At 60.3% G+C, this 23,349-nt stretch carries 29 protein-coding genes and 1 pseudogene; 12 read left to right on the forward strand and 18 right to left on the reverse strand.

Annotation, left to right across the window (positions count from 1 at the left end):
* Positions 1–304 precede the first annotated feature (304 nt).
* The 5 genes and pseudogenes from HNQ08_RS14855 to HNQ08_RS14870 form a co-directional block, all read right to left on the reverse strand.
* Positions 305–757 (reverse strand): hypothetical protein, encoded by a 453-nt coding sequence (locus HNQ08_RS14855; RefSeq protein ID WP_184133681.1) that lies wholly within the window; start codon positions 755–757, stop codon positions 305–307.
* 200 nt (positions 758–957) lie between these two features.
* On the reverse strand, positions 958–1,452 hold the full coding sequence (locus HNQ08_RS14860; protein ID WP_229790078.1) for a hypothetical protein: 495 nt from the start codon (positions 1,450–1,452) through the stop codon (positions 958–960).
* Positions 1,407–1,751, reverse strand: coding sequence for a hypothetical protein (locus HNQ08_RS27460; RefSeq protein WP_229790077.1), 345 nt, complete (start codon positions 1,749–1,751; stop codon positions 1,407–1,409). Before HNQ08_RS27460 ends, HNQ08_RS14860 begins: the two co-directional genes overlap by 46 nt.
* A 41-nt stretch (positions 1,752–1,792) precedes the next feature.
* Positions 1,793–1,972 (reverse strand): annotated as a pseudogene (locus tag HNQ08_RS28270) (terminase small subunit); the annotation flags it as partial.
* Positions 1,973–2,154: 182 nt separating this feature from the next.
* Positions 2,155–2,694, reverse strand: coding sequence for a putative periplasmic lipoprotein (locus HNQ08_RS14870; protein WP_184133687.1), 540 nt, complete (start codon positions 2,692–2,694; stop codon positions 2,155–2,157).
* A gap of 582 nt (positions 2,695–3,276) precedes the next feature.
* Here HNQ08_RS14870 and HNQ08_RS14875 point away from each other — a divergent pair.
* Positions 3,277–3,654: a hypothetical protein gene (locus HNQ08_RS14875; protein WP_184133689.1), complete on the forward strand. Its 378-nt coding sequence runs from the start codon at positions 3,277–3,279 to the stop codon at positions 3,652–3,654.
* Positions 3,655–3,957: 303 nt separating this feature from the next.
* Here the strand turns inward: HNQ08_RS14875 and HNQ08_RS14880 are convergent, their stop codons facing one another.
* Positions 3,958–4,116, reverse strand: a complete 159-nt coding sequence (locus HNQ08_RS14880) for a hypothetical protein (RefSeq protein WP_184133691.1) — start codon at positions 4,114–4,116, stop codon at positions 3,958–3,960.
* 142 nt (positions 4,117–4,258) lie between these two features.
* On the opposite strand from HNQ08_RS14880, the gene HNQ08_RS14885 reads away from it, so the two are divergent.
* Positions 4,259–4,492, forward strand: coding sequence for a hypothetical protein (locus tag HNQ08_RS14885; RefSeq protein WP_184133693.1), 234 nt, complete (start codon positions 4,259–4,261; stop codon positions 4,490–4,492).
* Positions 4,493–4,566: 74 nt separating this feature from the next.
* On the opposite strand, the gene HNQ08_RS14890 is transcribed toward HNQ08_RS14885, so the two are convergent.
* Complete coding sequence (locus tag HNQ08_RS14890; RefSeq protein WP_184133695.1) at positions 4,567–4,845, reverse strand: hypothetical protein; 279 nt, start codon at positions 4,843–4,845, stop codon at positions 4,567–4,569.
* On the opposite strand from HNQ08_RS14890, the gene HNQ08_RS14895 reads away from it, so the two are divergent.
* From HNQ08_RS14895 to HNQ08_RS14905, 3 genes are all read left to right on the forward strand, one after another.
* The gene (locus tag HNQ08_RS14895) at positions 4,826–4,999 is read left to right on the forward strand and encodes a hypothetical protein (RefSeq protein ID WP_184133697.1); all 174 of its coding nucleotides are present in this window, start codon (positions 4,826–4,828) and stop codon (positions 4,997–4,999) included. The genes HNQ08_RS14890 and HNQ08_RS14895 overlap by 20 nt on opposite strands.
* A 621-nt stretch (positions 5,000–5,620) precedes the next feature.
* Positions 5,621–6,193 (forward strand): DUF2726 domain-containing protein, encoded by a 573-nt coding sequence (locus HNQ08_RS14900; RefSeq protein ID WP_184133700.1) that lies wholly within the window; start codon positions 5,621–5,623, stop codon positions 6,191–6,193.
* Positions 6,194–6,732: 539 nt separating this feature from the next.
* The gene (locus tag HNQ08_RS14905) at positions 6,733–7,281 is read left to right on the forward strand and encodes a hypothetical protein (protein WP_184133702.1); all 549 of its coding nucleotides are present in this window, start codon (positions 6,733–6,735) and stop codon (positions 7,279–7,281) included.
* Here the strand turns inward: HNQ08_RS14905 and HNQ08_RS14910 are convergent.
* The gene (locus HNQ08_RS14910; RefSeq protein ID WP_184133704.1) at positions 7,278–7,538 is read right to left on the reverse strand and encodes a hypothetical protein; all 261 of its coding nucleotides are present in this window, start codon (positions 7,536–7,538) and stop codon (positions 7,278–7,280) included. The two genes, HNQ08_RS14905 and HNQ08_RS14910, sit on opposite strands and share 4 nt — an antisense overlap.
* 182 nt (positions 7,539–7,720) lie before the next feature.
* Between HNQ08_RS14910 and HNQ08_RS14915 the strand changes: the two genes are divergently transcribed.
* The gene (locus HNQ08_RS14915) at positions 7,721–9,130 is read left to right on the forward strand and encodes an alginate O-acetyltransferase AlgX-related protein (RefSeq protein ID WP_184133706.1); all 1,410 of its coding nucleotides are present in this window, start codon (positions 7,721–7,723) and stop codon (positions 9,128–9,130) included.
* Positions 9,131–9,308: 178 nt separating this feature from the next.
* Entirely contained in the window at positions 9,309–9,569 is a 261-nt protein-coding gene (locus tag HNQ08_RS14920; protein ID WP_184133708.1) for a hypothetical protein, read from the forward strand.
* A gap of 163 nt (positions 9,570–9,732) precedes the next feature.
* Here the strand turns inward: HNQ08_RS14920 and HNQ08_RS14925 are convergent, their stop codons facing one another.
* Positions 9,733–10,446 carry an NHL repeat-containing protein gene (locus HNQ08_RS14925; protein WP_184133710.1) on the reverse strand — a complete coding sequence of 238 codons (714 nt, stop codon included), beginning with the start codon at positions 10,444–10,446 and terminating at the stop codon, positions 9,733–9,735.
* Between the two features lie 298 nt (positions 10,447–10,744).
* Between HNQ08_RS14925 and HNQ08_RS14930 the strand changes: the two genes are divergently transcribed.
* Positions 10,745–11,749, forward strand: a complete 1,005-nt coding sequence (locus HNQ08_RS14930) for a DUF3103 family protein (RefSeq protein WP_184133712.1) — start codon at positions 10,745–10,747, stop codon at positions 11,747–11,749.
* A 289-nt stretch (positions 11,750–12,038) separates the two neighbouring features.
* Here the strand turns inward: HNQ08_RS14930 and HNQ08_RS14935 are convergent, their stop codons facing one another.
* The 8 genes from HNQ08_RS14935 to HNQ08_RS14970 all read right to left on the reverse strand — a co-directional run bounded on the left by HNQ08_RS14935 (position 12,039) and on the right by HNQ08_RS14970 (position 18,514).
* Positions 12,039–12,404: a hypothetical protein gene (locus HNQ08_RS14935; RefSeq protein ID WP_184133714.1), complete on the reverse strand. Its 366-nt coding sequence runs from the start codon at positions 12,402–12,404 to the stop codon at positions 12,039–12,041.
* A 491-nt stretch (positions 12,405–12,895) separates the two neighbouring features.
* The gene (locus HNQ08_RS14940; RefSeq protein WP_184133717.1) at positions 12,896–13,372 is read right to left on the reverse strand and encodes a hypothetical protein; all 477 of its coding nucleotides are present in this window, start codon (positions 13,370–13,372) and stop codon (positions 12,896–12,898) included.
* A gap of 58 nt (positions 13,373–13,430) precedes the next feature.
* A complete protein-coding gene (locus HNQ08_RS14945) occupies positions 13,431–14,138 on the reverse strand; it encodes a M23 family metallopeptidase (protein ID WP_184133719.1) in 708 nt (235 codons plus the stop codon).
* Complete coding sequence (locus HNQ08_RS14950) at positions 14,135–14,593, reverse strand: hypothetical protein (RefSeq protein WP_184133720.1); 459 nt, start codon at positions 14,591–14,593, stop codon at positions 14,135–14,137. Before HNQ08_RS14950 ends, HNQ08_RS14945 begins: the two co-directional genes overlap by 4 nt.
* Positions 14,580–15,014: a hypothetical protein gene (locus tag HNQ08_RS14955; protein WP_184133722.1), complete on the reverse strand. Its 435-nt coding sequence runs from the start codon at positions 15,012–15,014 to the stop codon at positions 14,580–14,582. The genes HNQ08_RS14950 and HNQ08_RS14955 overlap by 14 nt, the downstream gene beginning before the upstream one ends.
* A gap of 12 nt (positions 15,015–15,026) precedes the next feature.
* Positions 15,027–15,356, reverse strand: coding sequence for a hypothetical protein (locus tag HNQ08_RS14960; RefSeq protein ID WP_184133724.1), 330 nt, complete (start codon positions 15,354–15,356; stop codon positions 15,027–15,029).
* A gap of 35 nt (positions 15,357–15,391) precedes the next feature.
* The gene (locus HNQ08_RS14965) at positions 15,392–17,455 is read right to left on the reverse strand and encodes an Ig-like domain-containing protein (RefSeq protein WP_184133726.1); all 2,064 of its coding nucleotides are present in this window, start codon (positions 17,453–17,455) and stop codon (positions 15,392–15,394) included.
* 312 nt (positions 17,456–17,767) lie between these two features.
* The gene (locus HNQ08_RS14970) at positions 17,768–18,514 is read right to left on the reverse strand and encodes a hypothetical protein (RefSeq protein WP_184133728.1); all 747 of its coding nucleotides are present in this window, start codon (positions 18,512–18,514) and stop codon (positions 17,768–17,770) included.
* A 110-nt stretch (positions 18,515–18,624) separates the two neighbouring features.
* Here HNQ08_RS14970 and HNQ08_RS14975 point away from each other — a divergent pair, with 110 nt between their 5' ends.
* The 4 genes from HNQ08_RS14975 (at position 18,625) to HNQ08_RS14990 (ending at position 22,080) form a co-directional block, all read left to right on the forward strand.
* Entirely contained in the window at positions 18,625–18,807 is a 183-nt protein-coding gene (locus HNQ08_RS14975; RefSeq protein ID WP_184133730.1) for a hypothetical protein, read from the forward strand.
* Between the two features lie 128 nt (positions 18,808–18,935).
* Positions 18,936–19,523 carry an alginate O-acetyltransferase AlgF gene (locus tag HNQ08_RS14980; RefSeq protein ID WP_229790076.1) on the forward strand — a complete coding sequence of 196 codons (588 nt, stop codon included), beginning with the start codon at positions 18,936–18,938 and terminating at the stop codon, positions 19,521–19,523.
* Between the two features lie 14 nt (positions 19,524–19,537).
* Positions 19,538–20,959 (forward strand): MBOAT family O-acyltransferase, encoded by a 1,422-nt coding sequence (locus HNQ08_RS14985; RefSeq protein ID WP_184133732.1) that lies wholly within the window; start codon positions 19,538–19,540, stop codon positions 20,957–20,959.
* Between the two features lie 11 nt (positions 20,960–20,970).
* Positions 20,971–22,080, forward strand: a complete 1,110-nt coding sequence (locus tag HNQ08_RS14990; RefSeq protein WP_184133734.1) for an alginate O-acetyltransferase AlgX-related protein — start codon at positions 20,971–20,973, stop codon at positions 22,078–22,080.
* A gap of 63 nt (positions 22,081–22,143) precedes the next feature.
* Here the strand turns inward: HNQ08_RS14990 and HNQ08_RS14995 are convergent, their stop codons facing one another.
* A complete protein-coding gene (locus tag HNQ08_RS14995; protein WP_184133736.1) occupies positions 22,144–23,259 on the reverse strand; it encodes a D-glucuronyl C5-epimerase family protein in 1,116 nt (371 codons plus the stop codon).
* Positions 23,260–23,349 lie beyond the last annotated feature (90 nt).

The following is a 23,349-nucleotide window of genomic DNA, read 5'->3' on the forward strand; positions in this document are numbered from 1 at the left end:
ATCGGTCGGGAGGTGGAGGCTTACACCGGAAGGCGAAGGTGTCATTGGCATCGGTTGCTCCTGTGGCTCTGGCTGTTTCGTTCAGCCAGGTCAGTGCGCTGGGCAGGCTCTCCCAGAGGCCCTGATCGACTTTGTACCTGCATGGGAGCTGATCGGGGCGAGCTCGGCAGGTGTGAAGTCAGCGGGACACATGGGGTGAGGAGAGCGGTGGTTGTGATTTGAGCTTCAGTCGGCAGCGCCCGGTGATCCGCACGCTCGCCAGGAGACCGCAGATCTGGGCTGACATCACGAATGAACGTCATGCTCAATGGGGGGCCACTTCGTGAGCGGCCTGCCACGCCTGCACCAACGCTCCATAGACCACCGTGATGGGAATGGACATCATGCCTTCAAAGGCCTCCAGGTTCTTCACCTTGCCCGTGGTCTTGGTCGACCAGATAACCTGCTGACTGCGGAGCAGCTCAAGCTGGACCACATACACCATGCCCCTCTTGGCTGGATCAAGGCTCATGGTGAGCTGACTCTGAACAGAGCACGCCGGGCCGTAGAAATGGACGTCGTCGAGGTACTCGGTCGAGACCCCATCAAGGGTTTCCGATGCACCAAGCAAAAAAAGATTGGACACATCTTCAGGGGCAGACATAGAGATCCGTCCCGTCACGCAGACGTCCTGTGGGGTCAAGGCGGTCAAGGGCGACGTGGCGGCCCAGGTGTGACTCGGCCCCAGGAGGGCCAGACCCAGAAAAAGTCGCTTCATGATTCCAGTATGCGAAAAGGGCCGTGGCGTAGAGGTGACGTGGGCAGAGAGCACGTAGAGGAGCGATAGAGTGGAGGGTGGCTTTGATGCGAAGCCACACCGTGATCAATAAACAAAAACCCCACCCGCCCACGCCGAAGCGCAGGGAGGGGGGCTTTCTGGGTATGGGTGTGACCTATCGGCTTGCTGCCGCTCCAGGTTTAAGCCCAGCAACCGGGCCCGTAGTGGGTCACGATGTTGGCGTAACTTGTCGCGCCTTCCGAACTGGGTTCACTGTCGTTGTTGACCTCGTGCACCACAAAGCCATCCGGGAACAGCTTTCGCAGCCCTAGATCCTCTTTCAACCCGTCCACGATTCCGCCGCCATACCGGCCGCCAGCATCCGCGTGGACGGTGGCGGCCGTCGCGCCATTCGCGTGATCGGTCAGCAGGGCCTGCCGCCTAGCCACCAGACAGCGGCGCGTGACGGTCACGCCATTCACTTCGCCACCCTGGATGGTGGCCCGCAGGTTCAGCTCGCAGCGGTGCAGGGCGTACACCTTGCCCGCCTCGTCTCCGAAGCGTCCGCAGTCCACCCCGATCTGGATGGTGCGAATGCTCTCAGGCGTGACCATTACGTCGCGCTCTAGAGCCGCGTCCACCCGCCCGGTCAGCACGAACGTGTCGCCGCTGCCCGCTTGAGGTGGAATGCCCATGACGCCGTACAGGAAGCCGCGCAGGGGCCGGAAGATGGTGCCAAGCAGCCTCCCCTTGATGACCACAGGCCAGGACAACTCGAAGGTATGGAAGGAACGCGGTCATAGTCGAACTTGGAGATCTCGCGGGCGATCTGGCGTAGCTCGTCCGGGGTGACGTACCGGGCGATTACCGCCAGCGCCTGCTTGAGCCAGTCGCGGCTGTACTCAGTGACCTTGACGACCACCTTCGTCGGGGCGTACAGGCCGTTGAGCTTGGCCAGTTCCTGCGCGGCTTTGGTGCGCTCGGTCGCCGGCATGGGCGTTTGATGTAGTCCAGATCCTTGCCGCTGGTGGCTACGTCTCCGATCTCGTCACGCAGTACCGAGGTCAGGTAGGCGCGGACTTCAGTACCATCGGTCACGGCGGCGGTGGTGCTGGCGTCGCGTCGAGAGGCCAAGTACGCCCGGACCTGAGGTTTGTCTAGCGGCTGGTTGGCTTCCCGGTCGGCATAACTCTCGCTGTAGCCCGCCTTTTCCATCGCCTCTATAGACGCTGCCGGTCATTCAGTTTGGGGACCCAGTGCGCGTGTCTTCTTGACCCGCTTCTGCGCGAGCTTCCTACCGGGTGGCTAGTCGGGCATCGGCGGGGGCGGCGGGGGCCCCACCTCCAGGCAATGAGAAACCCCGCTGAACGCGGGGCAGGGTGTGAAAGGACGAGCCTTCAGTTGGCGAGCGTCTTGAGGTCCAGGTACTTGTGCAGGACTGCCGAACCATTCGCGGCGGACGACGGCATCACGCGCTCCTGCGTTGCCGCCTTGGGGATGGACAGGGCTACGCCGGCGCTGGTGCGGGTGCCCGTCATCTCGTAACAATCCGAGATGGTGCTGTTCGTCATGTTAATCTGGTAGTAGCAGCCCTTGGCGGACGTCTCACTGGCCATGTCAAACACGAAGAACCGGTCAAAGCCAGCTTCCCGGTCGAGCAGGTTGAAGTTCTTGTCCTTGCTGTCGTACCCGGCCACGACAACGTTGTTCTGCTCATCGGTGCCGGCCAGGTAGTACTCGCCCGGGGTCTTGGAGGCGTTCAAGTTGGTCAGGGCGTAGACGTTCGAGAAGCTGTCGCCGCCAATGGTGTAGTTGAACTTCCAGGTTCCATACAGCCGTTCGGTCTGCTGCTTGTTGACATCAGTGGTGGGTGTGCTGGGACCGCCACAAGCGGCTAGGAAGAGGGGAACGGTGCAGAGCAGCAGAATTCGTTTCATCGCCGGAAGTCTGGCACCCGGGCACCTGGGGCGTGAACGCATTTGCCGCACCCCCACCGGGGGCTTGACGGTGGTGAGGTGACCTATCGACAGTGCTTTGACTGCAGGGGATGAACGGAGTTCTGAAGTACTTCGCCGGGTGATTGCTGGCAGCTCGCCCCACGCTGGGCAATCGCCGAAGCACTCGTGGGTCAGGCCCAGCTCGTAGAGGTAGAACGGCTCTTTGACATGTAGACGGGGCAGCGTAGGTAACGCATTGACGGGCCTGTTCTGGTGCCTTGCTACATTCCCCAAGCGGAAGGCGTCGCTGTGTCGGCAGCTGGTCGGGTGCTGGCTCGAGAGGTGGGGTATTGGGAGGCTCAGGCTGCTGCAGGGCTTCCTGGGCCTTCCCAGCAGGAGCAGCGGCAATCAGGTCAGCCATCTTGAAACGTCCAGCCATCATTTGGTCTCCTTCGGTACGGCCAGTTCAGCGGCCAGAGCCTCAGCGGACGTGAGGGCGTTCTTGCGGTTGGCGCCCAGGCAAGACTGGGGATTGGTTCATGCTTGGATCCCCATTGAAGATGCGACGGTAATCTCGCGGCTATGACCCCAGCGATCTCTTCCATTTCCAGCACCACTCTTCCCAGAGCTGGGGTCATTGACGTGCCCTGCTACGCAGCACAGTCGTTCAACGGCAAGACGGCCCTGCTCCACGCTGAGGGCCGAACCGTGCCGTTCGACTTTGCCAGCCTGTCCGACAAGGACTTCGATCTGGCACGCAGCGAGCGGGCGGAGGAGTGGACCATTCAAGGATTGATCGCGGTCGACGTGGACTGGCTGATCGGGGTGATGGAGGCCACATCCACGAGTCAGAAGACGCTTGGGGCTGAGATTGAGGCCGTCTGGTACTACATCTCTCCGATCAACACGGTGCCCACCGTTGTGGCCGGGCGTTACGTGGTGCTCGGCCTTTACAGGTAGGCCCCACTTCACCGCAGCCACGTCGTACCGTCCCGCGCTTGCTCGTGGTTATGAATGACGACGAGCGTGTCATTTCGTGACATCAGTTCCTCCTCATGCCAGCCTCGCCTTCAGGACACCCACGATCCGCTGCGCTTCGGTCACCAGCGCCAGCGCCTACATCGGCTCGCACAGGACGTGGATGTCGTACAGGTCTTTCAGTTCAACATGCTTGGCGGCCTGGGAGTCGCGCAGCTTGCCGATCAGGGTCTTGGTCTCCATCAGCGCGGCCAGGCATAACGAAGTGCTGGGCAGGGCGAGCAGCTAGGTCATGTCCGGAAAGCCCTGGGGAATTTGATGGCAAGGAAGGCGGCCCCAGCCACGAACGACCAGGGCGGCGTCCGTCTTGACCAGATACCAATGGTGGCGGGTCAAGATGTTGCTGATCTGCGCCTCGGTCTCGGCTTCGGTGAGAGCTGGCATCAGGCCGCCGCCTCGACGTGCCGGCCTTGAACCCACTTAAACCTCCTGCGCGTAGCCTGGGCCGCATAACACCATCGGTCTACCCCATCACCTCGAAGACGTTCCCCGTGCCGGCATCCTTGAGATTCCCTGCTTAAGCGCCGTGTCCTATGACGGACACACGGCGCTGCTACACCCCAAGGGAGTGACCGTGCCGTTTGACGTCTCGAAACTGACGCAGGATGAATTCGAGGGTGCGGTTCATGAGCAGGGGCGTGATGTGCGGCTGCGTGCCCTCGCCGCCCTAGAGACTCACTGGCTGCTCGAGCTGCCGGAGGTTACCTTCCGTCCCCCGTACCGCAAGCCGCTGGGGGTACGGGTGGAGGAGATCTGGTAGTACGCCTGGCCTCTGCGGTGGGACGGGACGCCTGGCGTGGGGGCACACACCGTGGTAAGCCTGTCGAACTAATGTCACCGCCACCACCCCCGCGAGTGGGTGGGGTGTTTAACCCTCACAGCCCCGCCCCATCCGCCCTTCAGTGCGTGCCCACCTGCCAGCCGCGACGCCAGTGGATCCGCCGCCAGCAGGTTGCTCTCAGGGGTCAGCACGCGCGCCGCACCACTGACGTCCAGCTGAGCGGTGAAGACTGTGACCTTCCCGCGCGCCCAGCGGTCCTCTATTAACACATAGAACATCTCGTATACGTACGGCGTGGGCTTGAGTTTATCGATGTCGTCCAGCACTAGCACGCCCAGTGCCCCAGTTCCGGGCGAAGCTGTCGCGCAGGACTGCGAACAGCGACGCCATGCCCCAGAAGCGGGCGGTGCGGCCCTGCGCGGCCAAGTGGGCGGCGGTCACGGCGAGGTGGATCTTCCCTACCCCAGCCGCGCCGAACAGGTATAGATGCCGGTCAACCCAGCCCGCACAGCTCGCAGGGCAGCGTGAGTGTCGGTCTCGCTCAGCCCCTTCAGGGTGTAGGGACGGTAGCGCTCGGGGAAGGTGGCCAGGAAATGAGGCAGCGCGTGGGCCTGCGGCCATAGGCGGCGCAGTCGCGCCAGATCAGTACCTCACGTTTCAATAGGCCATGGCGACACCCCTATCACCCTCGACATCTACATCCAAGCCCAAGAGGGATTGAAGAAGCGCGCAGTCCTGGCCGCGGCTAGCATCGCTGAGCCGGACAGTGCGTAGGGGTTAAAGAGTAAGCCCCTTCGTGAAAGGGGACTTTTTATTGGTGGGCGGTATAGGATTTGAACCTACGACCACTCGCTTGTAAGTTGGACTCACCACCATAGGAAGGGCCAAGAACCGGAAGGACGAAAATCGCTTTTTTTCATCTCAGACGCTCTCTATCGGGCCACCTCTCCCCTCTTACTTCCGAACGAGGGAGAGGCCATCCAAGCCCCTTTTACGCACGCGTTACGCACGAGCGCATTACACCTGATGCTCTGAGCAGCGGTGGCGACAGTACGAAAACCTTTATCGAGAGAGCCCTGTCAGATGGTTTCTAGCATGCTATTTGCCATGCTCCTGCTGCTGATCGTTCTTGTCGTCGCGCTCCTCGCTGCCGTCCTAATCATCATAAAGCGCGCTCCAGCCCAGAACGGTCAGGTTCAAGCTCACAACGATCAAGGCGCTGCCCCGGGAGGCCGTTCCACTTCGGCGGTCCCCGACCACCTGGACGTGGTCGTCAAAGGTTTCTTCTTCAGTCGCAGCGAAGGCCACTTCTTCCACATGCTGGAGCAGGCCCTCCCGCCCGGCTACCGCGTGTTCCCGAATGTGCGGCTGAACGACCTGTTCCTGATCACCGCCCCGCCTCAGCAACGACAGGCAACGTATGCCCGGCTGCGCGACAAGCACGTTGATTTCCTGATTGTTTCCCTGCCAGATCACCGCCCCGTGGCCGCGATTGAACTGGACGGCAAGAGCCATGACAACAGCAAGCAGCAGTACCGCGATGCGGTTAAGGACACCGCGTTCAGAAGCGCTGGGCTGCCGTTGCTACGCCTGCGGACTGAGGAGACGCACACGCCGGGCTCCCTGACAGCGCTCTTGAGGCAACACCTGCAGCCCGCGGAACGGCGGACGGTGGCTTAAGCGGGCCGCATCTCTGGGCAGGGCTCAATGCGCTCCACGTCGAGCCAATGAGAGCCAGGAGGGATGCCCAGATGAACCCATTCCTCTGTTGTGCCCATACCCGATAGGACACTGTTTTTGCTGCACCTGATGCTCCGGGCGGGTGTAGCGCCGAGGAGACATCCTCCGAAATAGCTCTGTCAGAGGTGTTCTGAAATGCTTCCTGTCATGATCATGCTGCTGGTGATGACTGTGTTTCTGGTTGTTTGCATTGCCCTTCTCAGCCTGGCGACACACTTTTCACCGCAGCGGCGGAAGGTGGCCTAAGCTGGGCGGCCTCCTCGGCAGGGCTCGATGAATTCCACGTCGAGCCAGTAGCCAGTATTGGGCGGCGTCCCAGTCCAGCGGGTTCAGGCGCACCGAGTTGCGCCCGACGAATCAGCTCCGCTCCGTGCTGCGCGCTCCCAGGGGGTTTGGCGCTCTGTACGGACGCTGGGGCGCGCGCTCCTGAACCAGCGCTGCCACACCGGCCGTATAGAGGGAAACACGGGAGTACGGGCGTGTCGCATCACACCACACCCCCTGCACACCTGCGTCACTGCGTCACCCCGCTCGAATTGATGGGTACAGTTCTGGGCGCGCAGATACACCATGTACGCCATTTCTTCAGCAATTTTGGCGGTGGGGCCCACGCCAGTGAAGAACGGGTGGTGGCGCTCGTCGGCCCACTTTGTCCCTTTGAGGTAGAACGTCATCATGCACTCCGTGATGGCGTGAATTTCCACGCCCGTGGTGACCAGACGGGTGTGGCTGCTCACCTTCCGACTCACGTTCTTCCATTGCATGAGTCATCTAATCACGCTGGCTTAAGGCAGGTCTCACGTTTTCTTCACATCTTTGAAAGCAATGTGACAGGACGAAACCCTTCATTGAAATGTTTCTGTCAGAAATTCTCTGGGATGCTCTGTGTCATGATCCTGTTGCTGATCATTCTGGACCTTGCTCTCCTTGCGGCCTTCCTGATCATGGTGAAGCGCTTTCCGGCGCAGAACTGGCTGGTGGATCAACTCGAGATTGATCAAGTCGTGGCACGGCAGACAGCGTCCTAAACAGGGTGGCCCTCTGGGCAGGGCTCGATGAATTCCACGTCCAGCCAGTATTGGGTGGCGTCCCAGTCCGCTGGGTTCAGTTCGGCAGACCACACAGCCCAGGCCTCTGCCCTGATCTCCTCGTGGCAGCCCAGGTAGTCCGCCAGGGCGGTGCGCTCCTCTATGCTGGGCAGGTCATCTGAGTCGCCCTGATCGGCCTCGTACATGCGGGCCAGCTGATCGGCGATCTCGGCAGGCGTGAGGTCGGCGGGACGCATGATGTGAGGATAACTTGCAGTGGAACGCCTGAGGAATACTGCTGAATGCCTCACAGAAAGGTAAGGGGCCCGTCATGCCCATGCGTGAGTACCTGACTGGCCAGGATCGCTAGAACAATTCCCGCAGGCTGTGGACTGGGAAATTCCAGAGCTGTTCTGACGGATAGGTTACGAGGAAAAAGATGAAGCGTTTGATGATGCTCAGCACGTTATTGCTTGGAATGGCTGGAGCGCAGGATCTGCCCAGAGTCGTTAAGGGGAAAAGCGGATGGCTTTTTACAAACGAAGAATTGCAGAAGTTTCCTGCCACTGAAAATGTTTATCTTGAGCAGATGGGAGCAATCGCTCAAGTTGTGCGTCTGCTACGTGAACAAGGTATTGAAGTAGCAATCTTAGTGGCTCCAACCAAGGCGAGTATCTACCCCGAATTCTTGCCCGAAAATCTGAAGAGCAATCTGGACTATAAAGGCAATTACGAAAAAATTTTGGACGATTTCAAGAGAATGGGCGTGTCCAGCGTAAACCTCAAGTCTCCCTTGATCGCTCAAAAAAGTGAAGGCCTGCTTTATCTCAAGACAGATACCCACTGGTCCCCATTTGGCATGAAAGTCGCCTCAGAAGCAGTGGCGAAAGCGATGAAAGATCAGTTAAAAAAATTCCCTGAAGTCGATTTCTCAGCAGAGTACCTTCCACCAATTTTACCCACGTCTACGGATCTCCTAGCGCAACTGCCTGAGAATCAACAGGTTGACTTTGAAAAAGACCCGATTAGTGGCCTGAGAATCACAAGTAGCGAGGTTAATCTGCTCGACGAAACGCCACCGTCCGCGATAACGCTGCTTGGCACCAGCTATTCCACGGCTTTTGATGGACGTGGACTTCCAGCCGCTTATGAAAAAATATTCGGTAAAACTCTAGCAATCGCAGCAAAACGGGATGTACTGAACTATGCTGTTGGCGCAAAGGGGTTTTGGCAGCCGGTTGTTGACTATGTGCGATCCGAAGAATATCAGCTTCGGCCCCCCAAATTGATACTTTGGGAAATTCCAGAACGGTATCTGTCTTTTGAGGCTCCACCTCAGTGGGCGATTCCTTCGTTTCCTTGGCTAGAGAATGAGATCACTGGTGGTAAAAACGATTGTTTGCGTAATTTCGCAAATTGCAACAAAACTTCTAGCACGATGAAATACGTGATGGGCTGGAGGGTTTTAGATATCGTCGGCGGCGTGAATATCTATCGAGCGACAACAGAAGGTTTCTTTGATCGAGAAGGCCCAATCAGACACGGTGGACCTGAACGCAGTGCCGTATCATTCTGGCTGCCCACCTCACAGACTGTGAAGCTCGACTTAGCCCTGACCTCGCCAGTAGAGCAGCAGCGTGTGCAAGTCTTTTTAAATGACAAGCTGATAAATACTACGTCACAAAAATTGAATGACCAGTATGAATACCATTTATCACTTCCTGCCTCGGCAGGCCAGAATCTCTTGGAGTTCCGATACAGTAATTGGAACGGGAAGACGGCGTTATTCCCATCAGGTGAAATGCGCAAGATTGCCGTAACGTTTTTTCAACTAAAACTAACGCGATAGATGTTTAACGACGGTTTTCAATCAAAATATTGACCATATAAGTTAAAATATTAGTATAACGTGTCAAAGATTCTAAAGACTCATCGGTAACAGCCCCCACCCACCCATTGCAGGGAAGTGGGGGCTGTTACCGATGTCTGTGTCGTGCGTCAGCCCGTCGCAGCAGGTAGCGTAAAGCATGCGAGCAGTCCAGGAACGGTGCGGTGTGGACCTCAACGAACAGGGGAAGCCGATTTCACTGCACTGGCGCAACCGAACCTACCGGGTGACGCGCGAGCACGATGCGTTCCGAGCGGGGGGCCGCTGGTGGCTCGGTGAGCCGTCCCGCGATTGCTGGGTACTGGAGTGTGGGACACTAGTGGTAGAAGTCCACCGCTTCGACGAGACGGATCCACCGCAGGAGATCAGCGGGTGGTGGGTGGCTAGAGTGCAGGACTAAAAAGCCCTACCCGGCTACGCCTTAGGAAGACGTGGTTGGACGTACCCCAGCATGAGGCCCACGCGGCCGCCAGCTCCTGAGGGCAGCCGCCCATCCTGACTGCCGTCATCCCCGTCGATTGAGTGGTGTGCTATCAGGCTTCGGATACCAGGATCAGCACCTGTTATTGCAGGCCGGTAAAGCTCAGGCCAGTCTCGCGCACTACCGTCGCGGCCCCCGTGGAGGTGTTGAGCGTCAGCACCTGCCCCCTGCCCGTCAGCCCATACAGGACGCTGCCCCGGAACTTCAGGGCGAATACGTCGGTCTTGCCCGTCCCGCCGATCGCGGTGGCCTTGCCTGTGGTTGGGTCGATGCGGGCCAGCGAGTCGGAAGTCGCCAGATTGGGGCGGACTGTGCCGTAGAGCTGCCCGGCGTCGTTGAACGCCAGATCTCCGCTGGAGAGAAGTCCCATCGGCCCAACGAGGGTGGCCCGCCCCGTGGAACTGTTGACCGTGTAGAACTGACCGCCCGTGGACGCGCCGTAGAGGTTGCCTGCGCCATCGGCAGCTAAGGCGTTGATGTTGTCGTTTGCGCCCAGTGCACCGACGGTACTGACCGCTCCATCGGTCAGGCTGATCCGGACCAGACTGCTGGAGGTCAAACCGTACAGTTCGGTCCCGGCCAGGGCCACATCGGTCAGGGAGCCGCTGAGATTCAGATCAAACTTTTTCTCGTCTTGACCATTCCCGATCAGGACAATGCTGTACAGCGCGTTGCCGGTCACGGCGTAAGCCCGGGCATCCGGGTGGTTATCGTCTGCTATCGGCGGCGGGGTTCCACCCCCACAGGCAGACAGGATGAGGGTGGCGGTGACGGACAGCAAAGCAATTTTCTTCAAGGTAATCCTCCACCGTCCGTATAGCATCTCGATTCCGGATGCTCAGACAGATTTGCCAGACTCCAATGCCTCAGCAACGCAGGGCACGCATTCGGATAAGGTGCGCTAGTTCGCCGCCGAGCGAGCGAGGCAAACAAAGAAGCCCCACCCGCCCACGCCAAAGCGCAGGGAGGTGGGGGCTTTCAGATCGAGCGGGCTGTGACTATTTACACCTCCCTCCATCCAGCCGGTGCGTATAGTGACCGCGTCGGCAAAATGTACGTTCGCTTCCTATCCTGTGATTCACCCAGGGGGTCTTATGTCGTTGTCCCGTACCCTGCCCGTCACCCTGACGCTCAGCCTTCTGCTCGCCGCCTGCGGTCAGCAGACCACGACTGTTGATTCCGTCGTGGCTGCCCCCAGCAACCAGGCCCCCACCAGTGCCCAGGCGCAGACGAACGCCGCACTGGACACGTTTGCACGCCAGCTCGCCGTGTCCCTCACGGAACCGGGCGTGCGTTCCCTGATCGCAGAGCAGACGGCCCTGGCGTTCGATGGGGACACCGAAGCCCTATACACCTCGCTGGCCTCACAGTCCACTGGCACCAAGACGTTCGCGCAGGCGCTGTCGTCCGGGCTGAGCGCGCAAAGCCTGAACACCCTGGCAGCACAGGTCCCGAAGTTGAACATCGCGGTGCGCGGCGGCAAGTGGGATCACGCGGGCGTGACTCCATGGGTGGCCGTCTCACCTGAAGGGGGCGATGAATTTGCTCCGGTGGTGGCGTACGACGCCCAGGGCCGGGCGCATCAGCTCGACAGCCGTAAGGCACCAGCGATGCCAGTGGTGGTGGTGGGCGTGAACGAGCGGGTGGACGACACGGGCGCGCTGTTGCCGGAGTCTCTCCCTATCCCGGTGCAAAGGACCGGCAACCTCACAGCCCAGGGCTGTTACTCGGTGAAACTGGTGCGGGTTGATCTCTACGACGATAAGGAACCCTGGACGAGAGGGAAGGCTGAAATCTATGTGGCCGTCAGTGGCCCAGGCATCGGGTGGCGCGGCCACATGCGGATGATCACCGAACCAGGGGATTACCTCGATGCCATTCAGGCGTTTGGCTGTACAGACGGTGACGTTCGCTTTTACTGGTATGAGGCCGACGGCGGCAGTGAGAACCATGCGATTTCGGTGGGTCCGTGGTCTTTTGGGATCAGCAACGATTCGAGCGATGATTTCCTGGGCAGTACCACGATGCGTAAATCCTTGTTCGAAGGCACGTCCGTTGATGCGACACCTCTTGGAGACCTGAAGCAGTACACCCACTGACCGAGGGGGACCATTCCATCAGACAACAAGCCCCCACCCGCAGCCGAAGGGCCGGGTGGGGGCTTTGGACTCAAGAGGAGACTAGGCAGCAAGCCAAAAGTGAGCCACAGCCTAAAACCTGGGCCGTGGCTCACTCAATTCAAGAGCGTGAATTAGGGCTGGGCCTTCGCAGGAGATCAGCGGGTGGTGGGTGGCACGGGTGCAGGACTGAATGAAAAAGCCCCACCTGCCTACGCCGGGGGGCATATAGCGAGGCAGAGACCACCTGACGTCCACCGGGCACCAGATCCTATTTCTTTTCCCTAAATTGACTTGCGATGAAGCTTCTAGCTTGTTTTGGCCCCACCACTGCGCATGTTGCAACCATGATTTTCCGATTGGCAGGATTGAAGACTTCGTAGTCTAAAGACCATGGGGGCTCAAGGCGTTCTAATGCCGAGGTCATTTGCTCCATGGTAAATACATCCATGCTGCCAGGAATTTGATCCTTAAGAAGATCCCTTTTGTAGAGAACACTCTGGCACTCCTTGACAAATTCCTCGCCTCTATCTCCGAATTGCGAGAATATGAATACTACGAATATGACCGCAACAATAAATATCATGATCGGGTGATTCTCGGCCTGATCAACCTCGGGCTGGTTTACCTTCTCCATAAGACGACACCAGCTTGGCACGCATGTCATTACGGTTTCCCTCCAGAACAGCGGATGACCAACGAACAGCACTGAGACAAGGAAAGCCCCACGCGGCGGTGGGGCGGTCAAGCCTGTCTTCACCCGGACAGACCCTGGTTGTGGGGTACGACAAGCGTAAGCCTGCGTACTGTTAAAAGGCTATGACGTTTGCCCCTGATACAAAAAAGCCCCACACAGTGTTGGGGCCAATTCCCGCCTCACATCGGCAGGGCCTGCTTATGGATAGAGGGTAATTCGCCAAATGTCACAAGAGCATGAACGTCTTTCCTGGCGACTCAACATAAAAGCCGCCCGGTGAAGGGCGGCATGCAAGTAAGGGCAGGATGGCGGCCTCGGTTTGGCAAAAGGTTGGCCCGCAACCCCACGACGAGCACGGGCCTCAGCAATCCTACATTAGACCACTTGCAACGGACGCCTGCAGACCATCTACCAATCGCCTGTGCTGTCCGTTACTTGGCCATCGACGGGGCAAAGTCCGCGTCAGTCGCGGGCCGTCCCAGCGTGTCGTCATCCAGCGGAATCACCGGCGCAGCAGGCGCGGGCACCTTATCTGGCCCGAACACTTTCAGGAACGCACTTTCGATCAGGGCTTTCACCCCATCTCCGGACAGCAGGGGGATGATCCAGGGTTCCACCATGTCTGGCAGCGCCGCCTTGGCCGCAACCACTAGGACTACTTGGGCGATTGCCGCTCGGTCCTGCCCGGCAACGATGCCCTTCAGCTCCTGGGCGGCCTTGACGGTCTCCCCTGCCAGGTCAAAGACGGCGGTGATGTTGAAGCCGCCGCTCAGCAGGCCCTTGGCCGACTCGATTAGCGGCGGCATGTACTTGTCGGTCCAGGACTGTAGGGCGCTCTGGGTGGTGGTGTCAGAAGCCGACAGCGAGAGGGCGGTGGTCAGCATGGCGAGGGTGTTGAACTTGTTCACGGTGGTGCTCCTACGGGCGCGAGAGCGAATTGTCAGCGCTCGAAAGCGCGGCAGACCGTCAGTTGAGGAGCGGCAATGCCGGGATGTTGCCCGGTACCAGCCCGTTGATGTAGATCTCGGTCTTGGCGGTACGGGCGTCCACCGTGATGCCCTGGGCGGGAAACTGGACGATTCGTCCAGTGACGTCCTGACCGTTGACGAGAGTGCGGGTAGGGTTGCCGCGGAGCGCTTGCAGATCCTCGATTCGCCGCTTCGCCCCGCGTGCTTTCAGCCACTCTTCAGGGTGGTGGTAGTGCTCGGTCACAAAGGCTTCACAGACGCGTCGGTCCTTGTAATGCGTGCTCGGCCAGTAACTGATCGGCAACGACACACCTGAGCGTTTGACGTAGAAGTGCAGGTGGGCCTTCATGCCGCTACGTGGCCCGCCCTTCCCGATCTGCCCGATCAGGTCGCCGCCCTGAACCGCCTCCCCGCGCTTTACGTGGATGTCGCGGCAGTGCCAGTAGCCGCTGATCGAGCCGTCGCCGTGCTCGATTTCGATCATGCCGCCGATGTAGCTGTCCCAGCCGATGTTGACCACGATGCCGGTGTCGGTCGCGTGAACTGGGTCACCCAGATCGGTGTCGCCGCCCGTAACGGCGTTGAAGTCACAGGCCGGATGGACGCTGCCTTCGGAGGCGTAGTACAGGGGGTCCATGAAGCCGCACTTTGCCTGCACGGTGTAGGCGGTGGTGGGCGTATTCAGGACTGGGTAGAAGCTGGTCATCGTGTCTCCAGTTCGCGCACCTGCGCTTCGAGCATCCGAATCCGGTCCTGGTCATTCGGGCGCACGATGATGCGCAGCGGCAGCGCCACCAGCGCCAGCAACAACAGTGAGAATCCAACCGTCAACGGCTCCCCCGTGATCTGTCCCACCCCGATCCGCAGGCACAGCCCCACGATGGTCAGCGACAGCCCCACCGCGACAATCCAGTGGTAAGAGCGCACGAAGAACAGCGCGTATCCGCACAGGAAGATCACGGTCAGCCGCGCGAGCACGAAGGCCTGCCAGCCGCCCACCGTGGTCCGTGAGAGGTCCGCCAGTGGGCCAGGAGCAGCAACGGCAATCCAGGCCAGCAAGACCACCAGCCCCAGCCCCACCACATGCCGGGCAGTCATAGGCGGGTGCTGTAGAGGGTTCTGGGCCGCCAGAATTCGGCGGGTCCGTTCACGCCGGGTCATCGTCTTTGCCTCCATCATTGGCTGCCGCCTTTTTGCGCCCCGCCACCGCTTTCGAGAGTCGTCCGGCCCCAGAGCCCAGGTAGTCCAGCAGCGTGTCCAGGCCGTTGACGCTGATCCAGTCGGTCACGCGCGGCCCGAGGATGCCGCCCAACCCGGCCAGCACGAACGTCCCCACAAAGGTCTTGAGGGGCTTGATGTACTCGGGAATCGCCACCGCGAAAGCCGCGCCGATGATGCCCCCCAGCAGCGTGTCCGGAATCAGACTCATCCACGAGCTGAGCGGCACACCGGCCTCGTGTTGCAGCCGCCGGGCGCGCAGGGTGGTCAGCAGGCTCATGATGGCCGCCATGCCCGCCGCATACGCCAGCACCTGCCAGTCCACCCCGGCCAGGATGCTGTCGGTGGGTTTGATGTTTGCCATGTTCAGGCCACCTCATGGCCACATCCAGGGGGCGCGCAGGCCCGGAATCTTGAAGGTGTAGATCTTGCCGGACTCGGCCACCCACTGACCGCGCCAGTACCACGGCACTCCGCGCCAGGTGAACGGCCTGCCAGGACTCAGGACTTCCCAGGGGTACTCGCGCCCCGAGGCCAGCCGCACGACGGCGTATCCGTCCTCGGGGCATTCGGGCACGGTGCGGATGGTGACGTTGTAGATGCCAGGGACGCGGGTGGGTGTGGCGCTGCGGTCCACCCGGCACAGCGTCAGGGCACCCGCGCTGGGGAGCAGCAGGGCGAGAAGAAGCGGAAGGGCGCGGCGCATGAACCCACTGTCGGGGCGAGGGTGACACCCCGCATTCATGCCGACAGTCGCCCGATGGTCAGGTTGGCCGCCACCACACTGTCGAGCCAAGCCTGACGCGCCGCATCCAGCATGGCCTGCGTGATCGGGCCGTCGGGCATCTTGGTGTTCGTGCCCAGCGTGCCCTGCAACACGCCGTTGATGTTCTGCACACTGATGTCGTAGCGAGCGTTGGGATTGGTGGCCGTGGGGATGCTCCAGCCCACAAGGTTGCCATCGGCCAACACTGTTGCGGGGTCACGCGGCGTGCCAGTGACGTAATCGCGCAGGTAGATGCCTGCGTCGCTGTCCGCGTCCAGAAGCGTCCCATCAGCCAGCCTGCCGGTCCCCAGGATGATGTTGTTCAGGATCGACATGTCATTGCCGTCCGCAACCGCGATGCCGTAGTTGCTGGTTTCCAGGATGGTGTTGTTGCGGGCTTCCTGATATCGCCCGCCACCGTCACCCAGCACGATGCCGCCGCCGGAGTAGCTGGCTGCCGGATTCCAGGCATAGGCCCCTTCGAACAGGTTGTCCTGCACGATGATCCGGTCGGTGTTGGACTTGCCGGTGCTGTCGCTGAGGTTGACGGTGTCCTCGATGTGGGACTCGCGGGGCTTATTCAGCGTCCGGTTGCGTTCGATCCGTGCGCCTGGAATGCCGTTGACGTGGTTGAACTGGCAGAATTGGAGGCGGTAGAAGTCCGCCTGGCCAGTCATGTACCCGCCGTTACCGTCCGAGAGGCGCCCGTTGATGTTGCGCCCGAAGTTCAGACGCACGATGAACGTCTCGGTGGTGCCGTTGCCGACGTACCCGTTGAAGTAGATGCCGCCCGTGCCGTCGAATTCGCAGTTCTCCACCAGCGCGGAAACGAGACCTTGCAGGTCTGCAAATCGTCCCTGGGGCTTGCCCGCCACGTTGGGGTTGAGCCCTTCACCGGCCATATTGCGGATCGTCACCCGTGCGCCAGTCTTGCGAGCGCGGATCAAGTCTCCCCGTCCGCGGACGTGCCCGGTATGGATGGTGACGGGGTCAGTGGTGGTGATGTTGACGGCTGGGATAGTCCGGTCATCCACACTCTGCCAGTTGCCGGAATACACACCGCCAGCACTGATGGTGATCGGTGGAGCGTAGGTGATGCCGATCACGGGCGTGCTGATGACAATGTTCGCAGAGGCGGCAGCCGCACCACCACGCAACACCTTGACGGTGTAAGGCCCGCTAGCGCTGTAGCTGTGCGTCAGGCTGGTCTGCGCCGCCACCACGGTTCCGTCGCCCCAATCCAGCTGATCGTCCACCTGCAAGCGCCCCAGCGTGGCCGTGATGGTGGCTCCTGTGACGGCGCTGGCTTTGTCGAGAGCTAGCGTGGGCAACTGGACGGCGGGCGCGATGTTCACCGTCACTTGCTGGCTGGCCTGCGCGGTCTGAGGCACTGGGCTGGATAGATCGGTCACCACCGCATAGACGGTGTTGGTGCCGTTGTCCGCCGCCGTGATCGGCCTGCTGGCGGCGTAAGGGCTTTCGTCATCAACCTGGATGACGTTGCCGAGGGCAGGATCGCCCCAGTAGAAGGTGACGTTCTTGATCCCACGCGGGCTGGAGGCGGAAGCGGTCATGATGAGCGTCCCTGCCGCCGTAAAGTTCATCGAGTCGACGCCCAGGCTGATGGTGGGGAGCACCGGCGTCAGTTCCACGTTTACGGTGGTCTCGTGGAACGCCAGTACGGCCCCAGCCGCGTCCAGCCCTTCCAGGCGGTAGGTGTAGGCCTTGTCCGCGGTGCCTGCCTCGATCTGCCGGATGACTTGGCCAGCGCTCAGGGGTTCGGTCTGCTCAACCCCATCGATCAGCAGACGCAGGCGGGTGACGTTGGTCGCACTGAGGGTCAGGGTCAGCGGGCCAGGGCTGGTGATGGTGCCGGGCGTGGCGCTGATCTGCACACTGGGCAGGCCTGCTGGCGTGAGGACGGGCGGGGCGGTGCCTGCCCGGAGGGCGCTCAGCAGCCCAGCAAGGCAGCCCTGACGTTCCTGTTGGGCCGCCACGGCAGCCTGCGCCTTCTGGATGGGTGTGGGGTCCGAGGGCATGGTTCAAGCATCGGGGGGAGGATGACACCCGACAGACAATGCCCCGCGAGACACGAGGACAAGGGGTTGCGGTTTCAGGAGATTGGGACGTCAGAGCCCTGAAAGAGCTGTACTGCAAAAATGGGCCATGAGGCGCAAATTACGCAGATTTAGAATGATGCCAGTGTATGACTGGATGTGGCTCCTGGCGCTCGCTGCTGTCGTTCTTGTGCTTGCCTATGGGTTACTGAGGGGCTGAAGCTCTCCATTGTTGTAAACGACAAACCCCCGCGCTGGCGGGGGTTCTTTGTTGGCCAGTTCTGTGCGGCGTCGCTACCTGACCTGGATGTCTTCAAGGATCAGGTTGCGGTCCTCGATCAGTCGGTAAGCCGGATTGCTGATCGTCAGGGTGGTCTCCCCCTTGAGCGTGAGTCGGTGGTCCTCGTCAGCAGCCTTGATGGGCAAGCTCTCGGGCGTGGCTCCCGTAATCTTCAGGACTGGGAAGGTGCCGTCTACCGCCGTGCTGACCGTATGGAAAAGCAACTGGCCAGAGCCACAGGGCCGGATTGTCATCTGCCTGGTGCCGGAGAGAAAGGCGGTCCCAAAAGGGTCCCGCCAATCAGTTGAAGGGCTGACCTTGCCAGACAACCCAATGCAGTTCCCCGAGAAAACAATGTTCGCGAAAAAGACGCTGCGTTGTTCGGCTTTCAGATAATCATTCAGGTACGAGAGATACACGCGCCCCTGTTCGGGAATGGGGATGTTCAGCGTTTGTGTCCCCGTGATGACCTGGCTCAGCAGATCCTGTTCACCCATGCTGACCAGCAGGCGTGGGCCGCTGCCGCCAGCGGCTTCGCCGGTGGCCTTCATCGTAAGCGTGCCGGGTTTGCAGACTTGCAGCTCAAGGACAGCGTTGCCGTTCAACCGGAAGCCCGCTGGTGTGGGCATGACGCTGCTGGTGTCGTAAGCGTAGATGGGGCTCGGGGTAGGGACAGGGGTGCAGGCGGTGGGATTGGGATGGACGGGCGTGAGTTCGGCAGTCTGCGGCGCTCCCAGCGCCATCAGAGCAGCAACGGCCATGGCTGGCAGCCCGATGGCAACCACCAACCCACGGATCACGCTCAGGTCATCCCCTTCATCAGTCGCTGCTGAGCATTCTCAGGCGTTCGGCGATCTCGTCTTCCCGGCCCTTGACCGCTTTGTTGAGATCTCCCAGCACCAGGGCGACGCATGTCGAAGAGAGCGCGAATTTCCGCGTGATCGGCCGGCACGCCGTGAATATAACGGCTGTGGGGCGCGTGCCGGAGAATTGGCAAAAACTGCTGGACCCTCTCGACCAAGAACTGATCGCCATTCCCGAGGAGCAGAAATGATCCGGTCAATGACGAGCCCCTGCATTTGGCGGGGACTTGTGCTTAAGAAGCCTTGCTCGCTGGGTGCAGCATCCAATAGGGGGACATTTTTATCAGACCTTAATCAGGCAGGCGAGTAAACTGCCCAAGTGAAAAAAGTTCTGCTGTCAGCCCTCCTGCTGGGGTCCATCGCCTCCGCACAAGAAAACCTCTATGACCCCGCCCCACCCGCCAACAGCGCCTTCGTGCGGGTACTGAATGCGCCGACGGCCACCCTGGGCGGCAAAGCCGTCACCGCCGAGAAAGGCGCAGCCAGCCCCTACGTTGTGATTCCCCAGGGCGAGTTCGCGGCCAAGCTGGGCACGATTACCAGCAAGCTCAAGGTGGAGGCAGGCAACTTCTATAGCGTCGTTGCCAACGGAAACAAGCTGGTGTTGCTGACTGATCAGGCCGCTGAGAACCGCGCCAAAGCCCTGCTCACGATCTACAACCTGAGCAAGACGGCCAGCGTGGACCTCAAGACCGCTGACGGCAAGACCGCGGTAGTGTCCAGCGTCAAATCCGGCGAGAGCGGCAGCCGCGCCGTCAACGGCATCACCGTGGACCTCAGCGCCTTCGACGGCACCAAAGCCCTGGGCACCCTCAAGGGCGTGAAGCTCGAACGCGGCAACGCCTACGCCCTGGTGCTGACCGACGCAGGGCTGACGTTGACGCCCAGCACCACCAAAACCAAGTAAGGCGGGCCTGAGGCGTGGTCTTCAGCAGCAACGTCTTTCTGTTCCTCTTCCTTCCGCTTTTCCTGATCATCTATTACCTGCTGCCCTTCAAGTGGCGGTCCGCGTGGATCCTGCTGGGCAGCTATGCGCTGTACTCATGGTGGCGGGTGGACTTCCTGTGGCTGCTGATCGCCATCACTGTGGTGTCGTACTGGTTCGGTTTGGTCTTGGGGCGACAACCGGATGGTCAGAGGCGGCGCTGGACCCTGGTGACGGCCGTTGTGCTGAATCTCGCGGCGCTGGGCTACTTCAAGTACGCCAACTTCGGCATCGAGAGCTTCAACGCCATCACGCAGAGCTTGGGTTTCCAGCCGTTCGCTTTCACCCCGATCCTGCTGCCCATCGGTCTGAGCTTTTTCATCTTCCACGCGATCAGCTACATCGTGGACGTGTACCGCCGCGAGGAGCCACCCACTCATAAGCTGCTGGACTTCGCTGCCTTCATCGCGCTGTTCCCACACCTGATCGCCGGCCCAGTATTGAAATACAACCTGCTGGCCGATCAGTTCCGGACCCGCACCCACACCCTGGAGAAGTTCAGTTATGGAGCCACGCGCTTCATGACCGGCTTCGCCAAGAAGGTGCTAATCGCCGACACCATCGCGCCGCTGGTGACTGCTGCGTTCAATCAGCCGAATCCAACGATGGCCGACGCCTGGCTGGGCGCGTTGGCCTACACCCTGCAGCTGTATTTCGACTTCAGCGGTTACTCGGACATGGCCATTGGACTGGCCGCGATGATGGGCTTCAAGTTCCCCGAGAACTTCAACCATCCCTACATCTCCCGCAGCATCACCGAGTTCTGGCGCCGCTGGCACATGAGCCTGTCGAGCTGGCTGCGCGAGTACCTGTACATCAGCCTGGGTGGGAACCGGAAAGGCCGGGCCAGAACCTACCTGAACCTGTGGCTGACCATGGTGCTGGGCGGACTGTGGCACGGGGCCAACTGGACCTTCGTGCTGTGGGGCGTGTGGCACGGCAGCATCCTGGCCGTCGAGCGCCGTATGAAGGAGGCCAGCCTCTGGAAACCCTCTCCAGCGTGGCTGACCATCCCTGGCACCATGATCTTGGTGATGCTGGGCTGGGTGATGTTCCGTGCCGACAACGTGCCGGACGCCTTTCGGATGTATGGCGGCATGCTCGGCCTGAACGGTGTAGGCCTGAGCGACACCCTGGCGTGGCAGGTCAAGGGCAGCGTCCTGCTGACCATGCTGCTGGCCGCTGTGCTGGTCTATGTCGCTCCTTTGTGGGGCCAGCGCGTTGGGGATGTGGGCAGTCGGTTGCTGAAGCCCGCCCTGGCGGTGGGAGCCACGGTGACGTTGTTGCCGCTGTTCGTGTTGGCGGTCATGAAGCTGTCGGCTCAAAGCTACACTCCGTTCTTGTACTTCCAGTTCTGAGGTGAATGGATATGACTGAATTTGCCCAGGACACGGTGAAACCCAATGCCGACAATCCAACCGCGCCGCGCATCCTTCACTGGCTGCCCGCTGCCTTCTTGCTGACCGTAGTGGCCGTCGGTGCCATTGCCACTCTGACCAGCCCTGGCTTCCGTGAAGCGCAGCCGGACAAGACGGTAATCAACGGCGAGTGGATGCTGTCGTGGGAGAAGAACCTCGATAGCAAGGTGCCATGGCGCACGCCCAGCGTGAACCTGTGGGGTGGCCTGAACTACCGCCTGTTCGGCGAGGCCCAGGACGGTGCACTGATCGGCCAGTACGGCTGGCTGTTTACGAACGAGGAGTTCCAGACGGCCAGCACCGATGCCGCCGAGTTCCAGAGCAAGATAGCCTACGTCAAACAGGTCCGAGACCAGCTGGCGAAGGACGGCGCGAAGCTGGTGGTGGCGTTGATCCCGGCCAAGGTGCGCATCTATCCGCAGGAGGTGGGGCGGGCAGGGGTGCCGGCCAGCCACGACACCTTATATGCCGATTTCAGAGATCGGCTGGAAGATGCCGACATTGCTGCGCCAGATCTGGCTGCGGCGTTGAAGGCAGCCAGATCCCAGGGCAACGTGTTCCTTCGCACGGACACCCACTGGACGCCACTGGGCGCCGAGATCGCAGCCCGCGCTGTGGCGGAGACGGTGCAAGAATTGAACCTGGAGCTACCCCCCGCCGACTACAGCCTGACGCACAAGCCTGATGTTGCGCGCGCCGGCGATCTCCTGCGCTACGTTCCCGTGCCGGAGGATGTGGGCCCTGAGCTGGATCGGGTGAGCGAACCTGAGTACACCCGCACTGACGAGGGCGGGGGTGGCCTGCTGGGCGACGAGAGCATTGCGGTCACGCTCGTGGGCACGAGTTATAGCGCAGACAGCAAGGACAACGTCTGGCACTTTGACGACGCTCTGGCTGCAGCGCTGGGCACCGAGGTGCTGAATGCTGCGCAGGAAGGTAAGGGGCCGATTGTGCCGATGCGCGAATACCTGAAGAGCCAGGACCGCAAAGACAACCCCCCGCAGGTTGTCGTCTGGGAGATCCCGGAGCGTTTCCTGCGGGTTGTTTATGACGCTGAGTGAACTTTCGTCATTCAGGCGAAAGCCCCCGCAATCTGCGGGGGCTTTCTATGGCCGAGCGTTGGATTATTTCGCCGGAATACTTACATCGCCCTGACCAAGATCATGGCTAAAACGGTTGGCCCAGTCCAAGTATGTCTGTTTATTGGTGATGGAGTACATCGCAAGCAACTGATAAATATGGACTGTTTGGTACGGATACTGGATCAGTTGGATGCGTGGTGCAACGATGCCATCCACTAGGTGGCCCAGATCGTACGCAGAGTAGCCGCCAAGCTCGAAATACGGCAGGGCACTCTCTAACGAATATGCCCCGCACTGGAATAGCCTTGATGCTTCTAAGCCAGCCCTGGTTTTATCCACCTTACTCCAGTCGTACAGGCCCAGCAAAGCGAAGACACCACCGTTAAATACATGACTGGCCGATGATTTGGCGTCTTGTGGGTACTCCTCGAACCAGACATACCTCGCCAGTGAAGGGTCAATGTTCCCAAGGTTACTTACAGTGCCTCCCCGTTCGACAGGCACATGGAGGAAATCGAGTGCTTTCCGGCCGGCGACCAAGTATTTTTGGTCCTGCGTTAGGTTATATGCTCTAGCGAACACACTCAGAGCCTGCCCCTGGGACATGGCTGAAACCCAGTTCGCTGGGTATTCCCCCATATTGCGTGCGGCTTTGTAAGGGTAAGGCATGAGCAATGCCCCACGTCCGTCCTGCCCCTTAATCAGAGCCTCGGCGTGCTTAAGGAATGTCGCCTTATCTTCTGGTTTCTGGTTTGCCAGAAAACGGCCATAATATTTAAAGGCGTTTTGTGCAATCGTATTGGGATTCCGATAGTACTTCCCTTGGTACTTTACGACTGGAATATCTTCGTCGTCCAGGCTGATGAGGTCCCAGCGCTGTACGACCTCTTGGTTACCGTAGCCCAAGTAATCCCCGTTCCATGTATGTCCGCCGGGAGTAACGTAAGTGGCCCACTGACTAGGAGCTTTCTTAAACCGCTCCAACGCCTGCGCCACCGGTAACGCATACTTGTCTCCAGGTTTCCACTCTGGCCAGGCGTCAGCTGCAGACGGGACAGTAGCGCAGGTGAGGGGCGTAGCGGTCTGAGCCGTACCGGTGGACAGGGCCAGTAGGCCAGAGATGATCAGTGCAGGAAAGCCGAGTTTTTTAATTATCATAGAACTCCTCAAACTAGATTATAAGGGGCGAGCGGTATTGGTCTCTCCTGCTAACGAGGAGTTCAGCTTGTACTATCCGGTGATAGACCA

Source organism: Deinococcus humi, assembly GCF_014201875.1.
Classification (GTDB): Bacteria; Deinococcota; Deinococci; order Deinococcales; family Deinococcaceae; genus Deinococcus; species Deinococcus humi.

Bases quoted from the DNA above. Each gene is read 5' to 3' on its own strand.
- HNQ08_RS14875 (WP_184133689.1), top strand. From the start codon at position 3,277: ATGACCCCAGCGATCTCTTCCATTTCCAGCACCACTCTTCCCAGAGCT.
- HNQ08_RS14900 (WP_184133700.1), top strand. From the start codon at position 5,621: ATGCTCCTGCTGCTGATCGTTCTTGTCGTCGCGCTCCTCGCTGCCGTC.
- HNQ08_RS27460 (WP_229790077.1), bottom strand. From the start codon at position 1,751: ATGCCGGCGACCGAGCGCACCAAAGCCGCGCAGGAACTGGCCAAGCTC.
- HNQ08_RS14915 (WP_184133706.1), top strand. From the start codon at position 7,721: ATGAAGCGTTTGATGATGCTCAGCACGTTATTGCTTGGAATGGCTGGA.
- HNQ08_RS14860 (WP_229790078.1), bottom strand. From the start codon at position 1,452: ATGGGCATTCCACCTCAAGCGGGCAGCGGCGACACGTTCGTGCTGACC.
- HNQ08_RS14995 (WP_184133736.1), bottom strand. From the start codon at position 23,259: ATGATAATTAAAAAACTCGGCTTTCCTGCACTGATCATCTCTGGCCTA.
- HNQ08_RS14895 (WP_184133697.1), top strand. From the start codon at position 4,826: ATGTCGTCCAGCACTAGCACGCCCAGTGCCCCAGTTCCGGGCGAAGCT.
- HNQ08_RS14955 (WP_184133722.1), bottom strand. From the start codon at position 15,014: ATGGCAAACATCAAACCCACCGACAGCATCCTGGCCGGGGTGGACTGG.
- HNQ08_RS14970 (WP_184133728.1), bottom strand. From the start codon at position 18,514: ATGGCCGTTGCTGCTCTGATGGCGCTGGGAGCGCCGCAGACTGCCGAA.
- HNQ08_RS14855 (WP_184133681.1), bottom strand. From the start codon at position 757: ATGAAGCGACTTTTTCTGGGTCTGGCCCTCCTGGGGCCGAGTCACACC.
- HNQ08_RS14880 (WP_184133691.1), bottom strand. From the start codon at position 4,116: ATGCCAGCTCTCACCGAAGCCGAGACCGAGGCGCAGATCAGCAACATC.
- HNQ08_RS14950 (WP_184133720.1), bottom strand. From the start codon at position 14,593: ATGACCCGGCGTGAACGGACCCGCCGAATTCTGGCGGCCCAGAACCCT.
- HNQ08_RS14965 (WP_184133726.1), bottom strand. From the start codon at position 17,455: ATGCCCTCGGACCCCACACCCATCCAGAAGGCGCAGGCTGCCGTGGCG.
- HNQ08_RS14930 (WP_184133712.1), top strand. From the start codon at position 10,745: ATGTCGTTGTCCCGTACCCTGCCCGTCACCCTGACGCTCAGCCTTCTG.
- HNQ08_RS14910 (WP_184133704.1), bottom strand. From the start codon at position 7,538: ATGCGTCCCGCCGACCTCACGCCTGCCGAGATCGCCGATCAGCTGGCC.
- HNQ08_RS14960 (WP_184133724.1), bottom strand. From the start codon at position 15,356: ATGCGCCGCGCCCTTCCGCTTCTTCTCGCCCTGCTGCTCCCCAGCGCG.
- HNQ08_RS14870 (WP_184133687.1), bottom strand. From the start codon at position 2,694: ATGAAACGAATTCTGCTGCTCTGCACCGTTCCCCTCTTCCTAGCCGCT.
- HNQ08_RS14990 (WP_184133734.1), top strand. From the start codon at position 20,971: ATGACTGAATTTGCCCAGGACACGGTGAAACCCAATGCCGACAATCCA.
- HNQ08_RS14935 (WP_184133714.1), bottom strand. From the start codon at position 12,404: ATGGAGAAGGTAAACCAGCCCGAGGTTGATCAGGCCGAGAATCACCCG.
- HNQ08_RS14920 (WP_184133708.1), top strand. From the start codon at position 9,309: ATGCGAGCAGTCCAGGAACGGTGCGGTGTGGACCTCAACGAACAGGGG.
- HNQ08_RS14945 (WP_184133719.1), bottom strand. From the start codon at position 14,138: ATGACCAGCTTCTACCCAGTCCTGAATACGCCCACCACCGCCTACACC.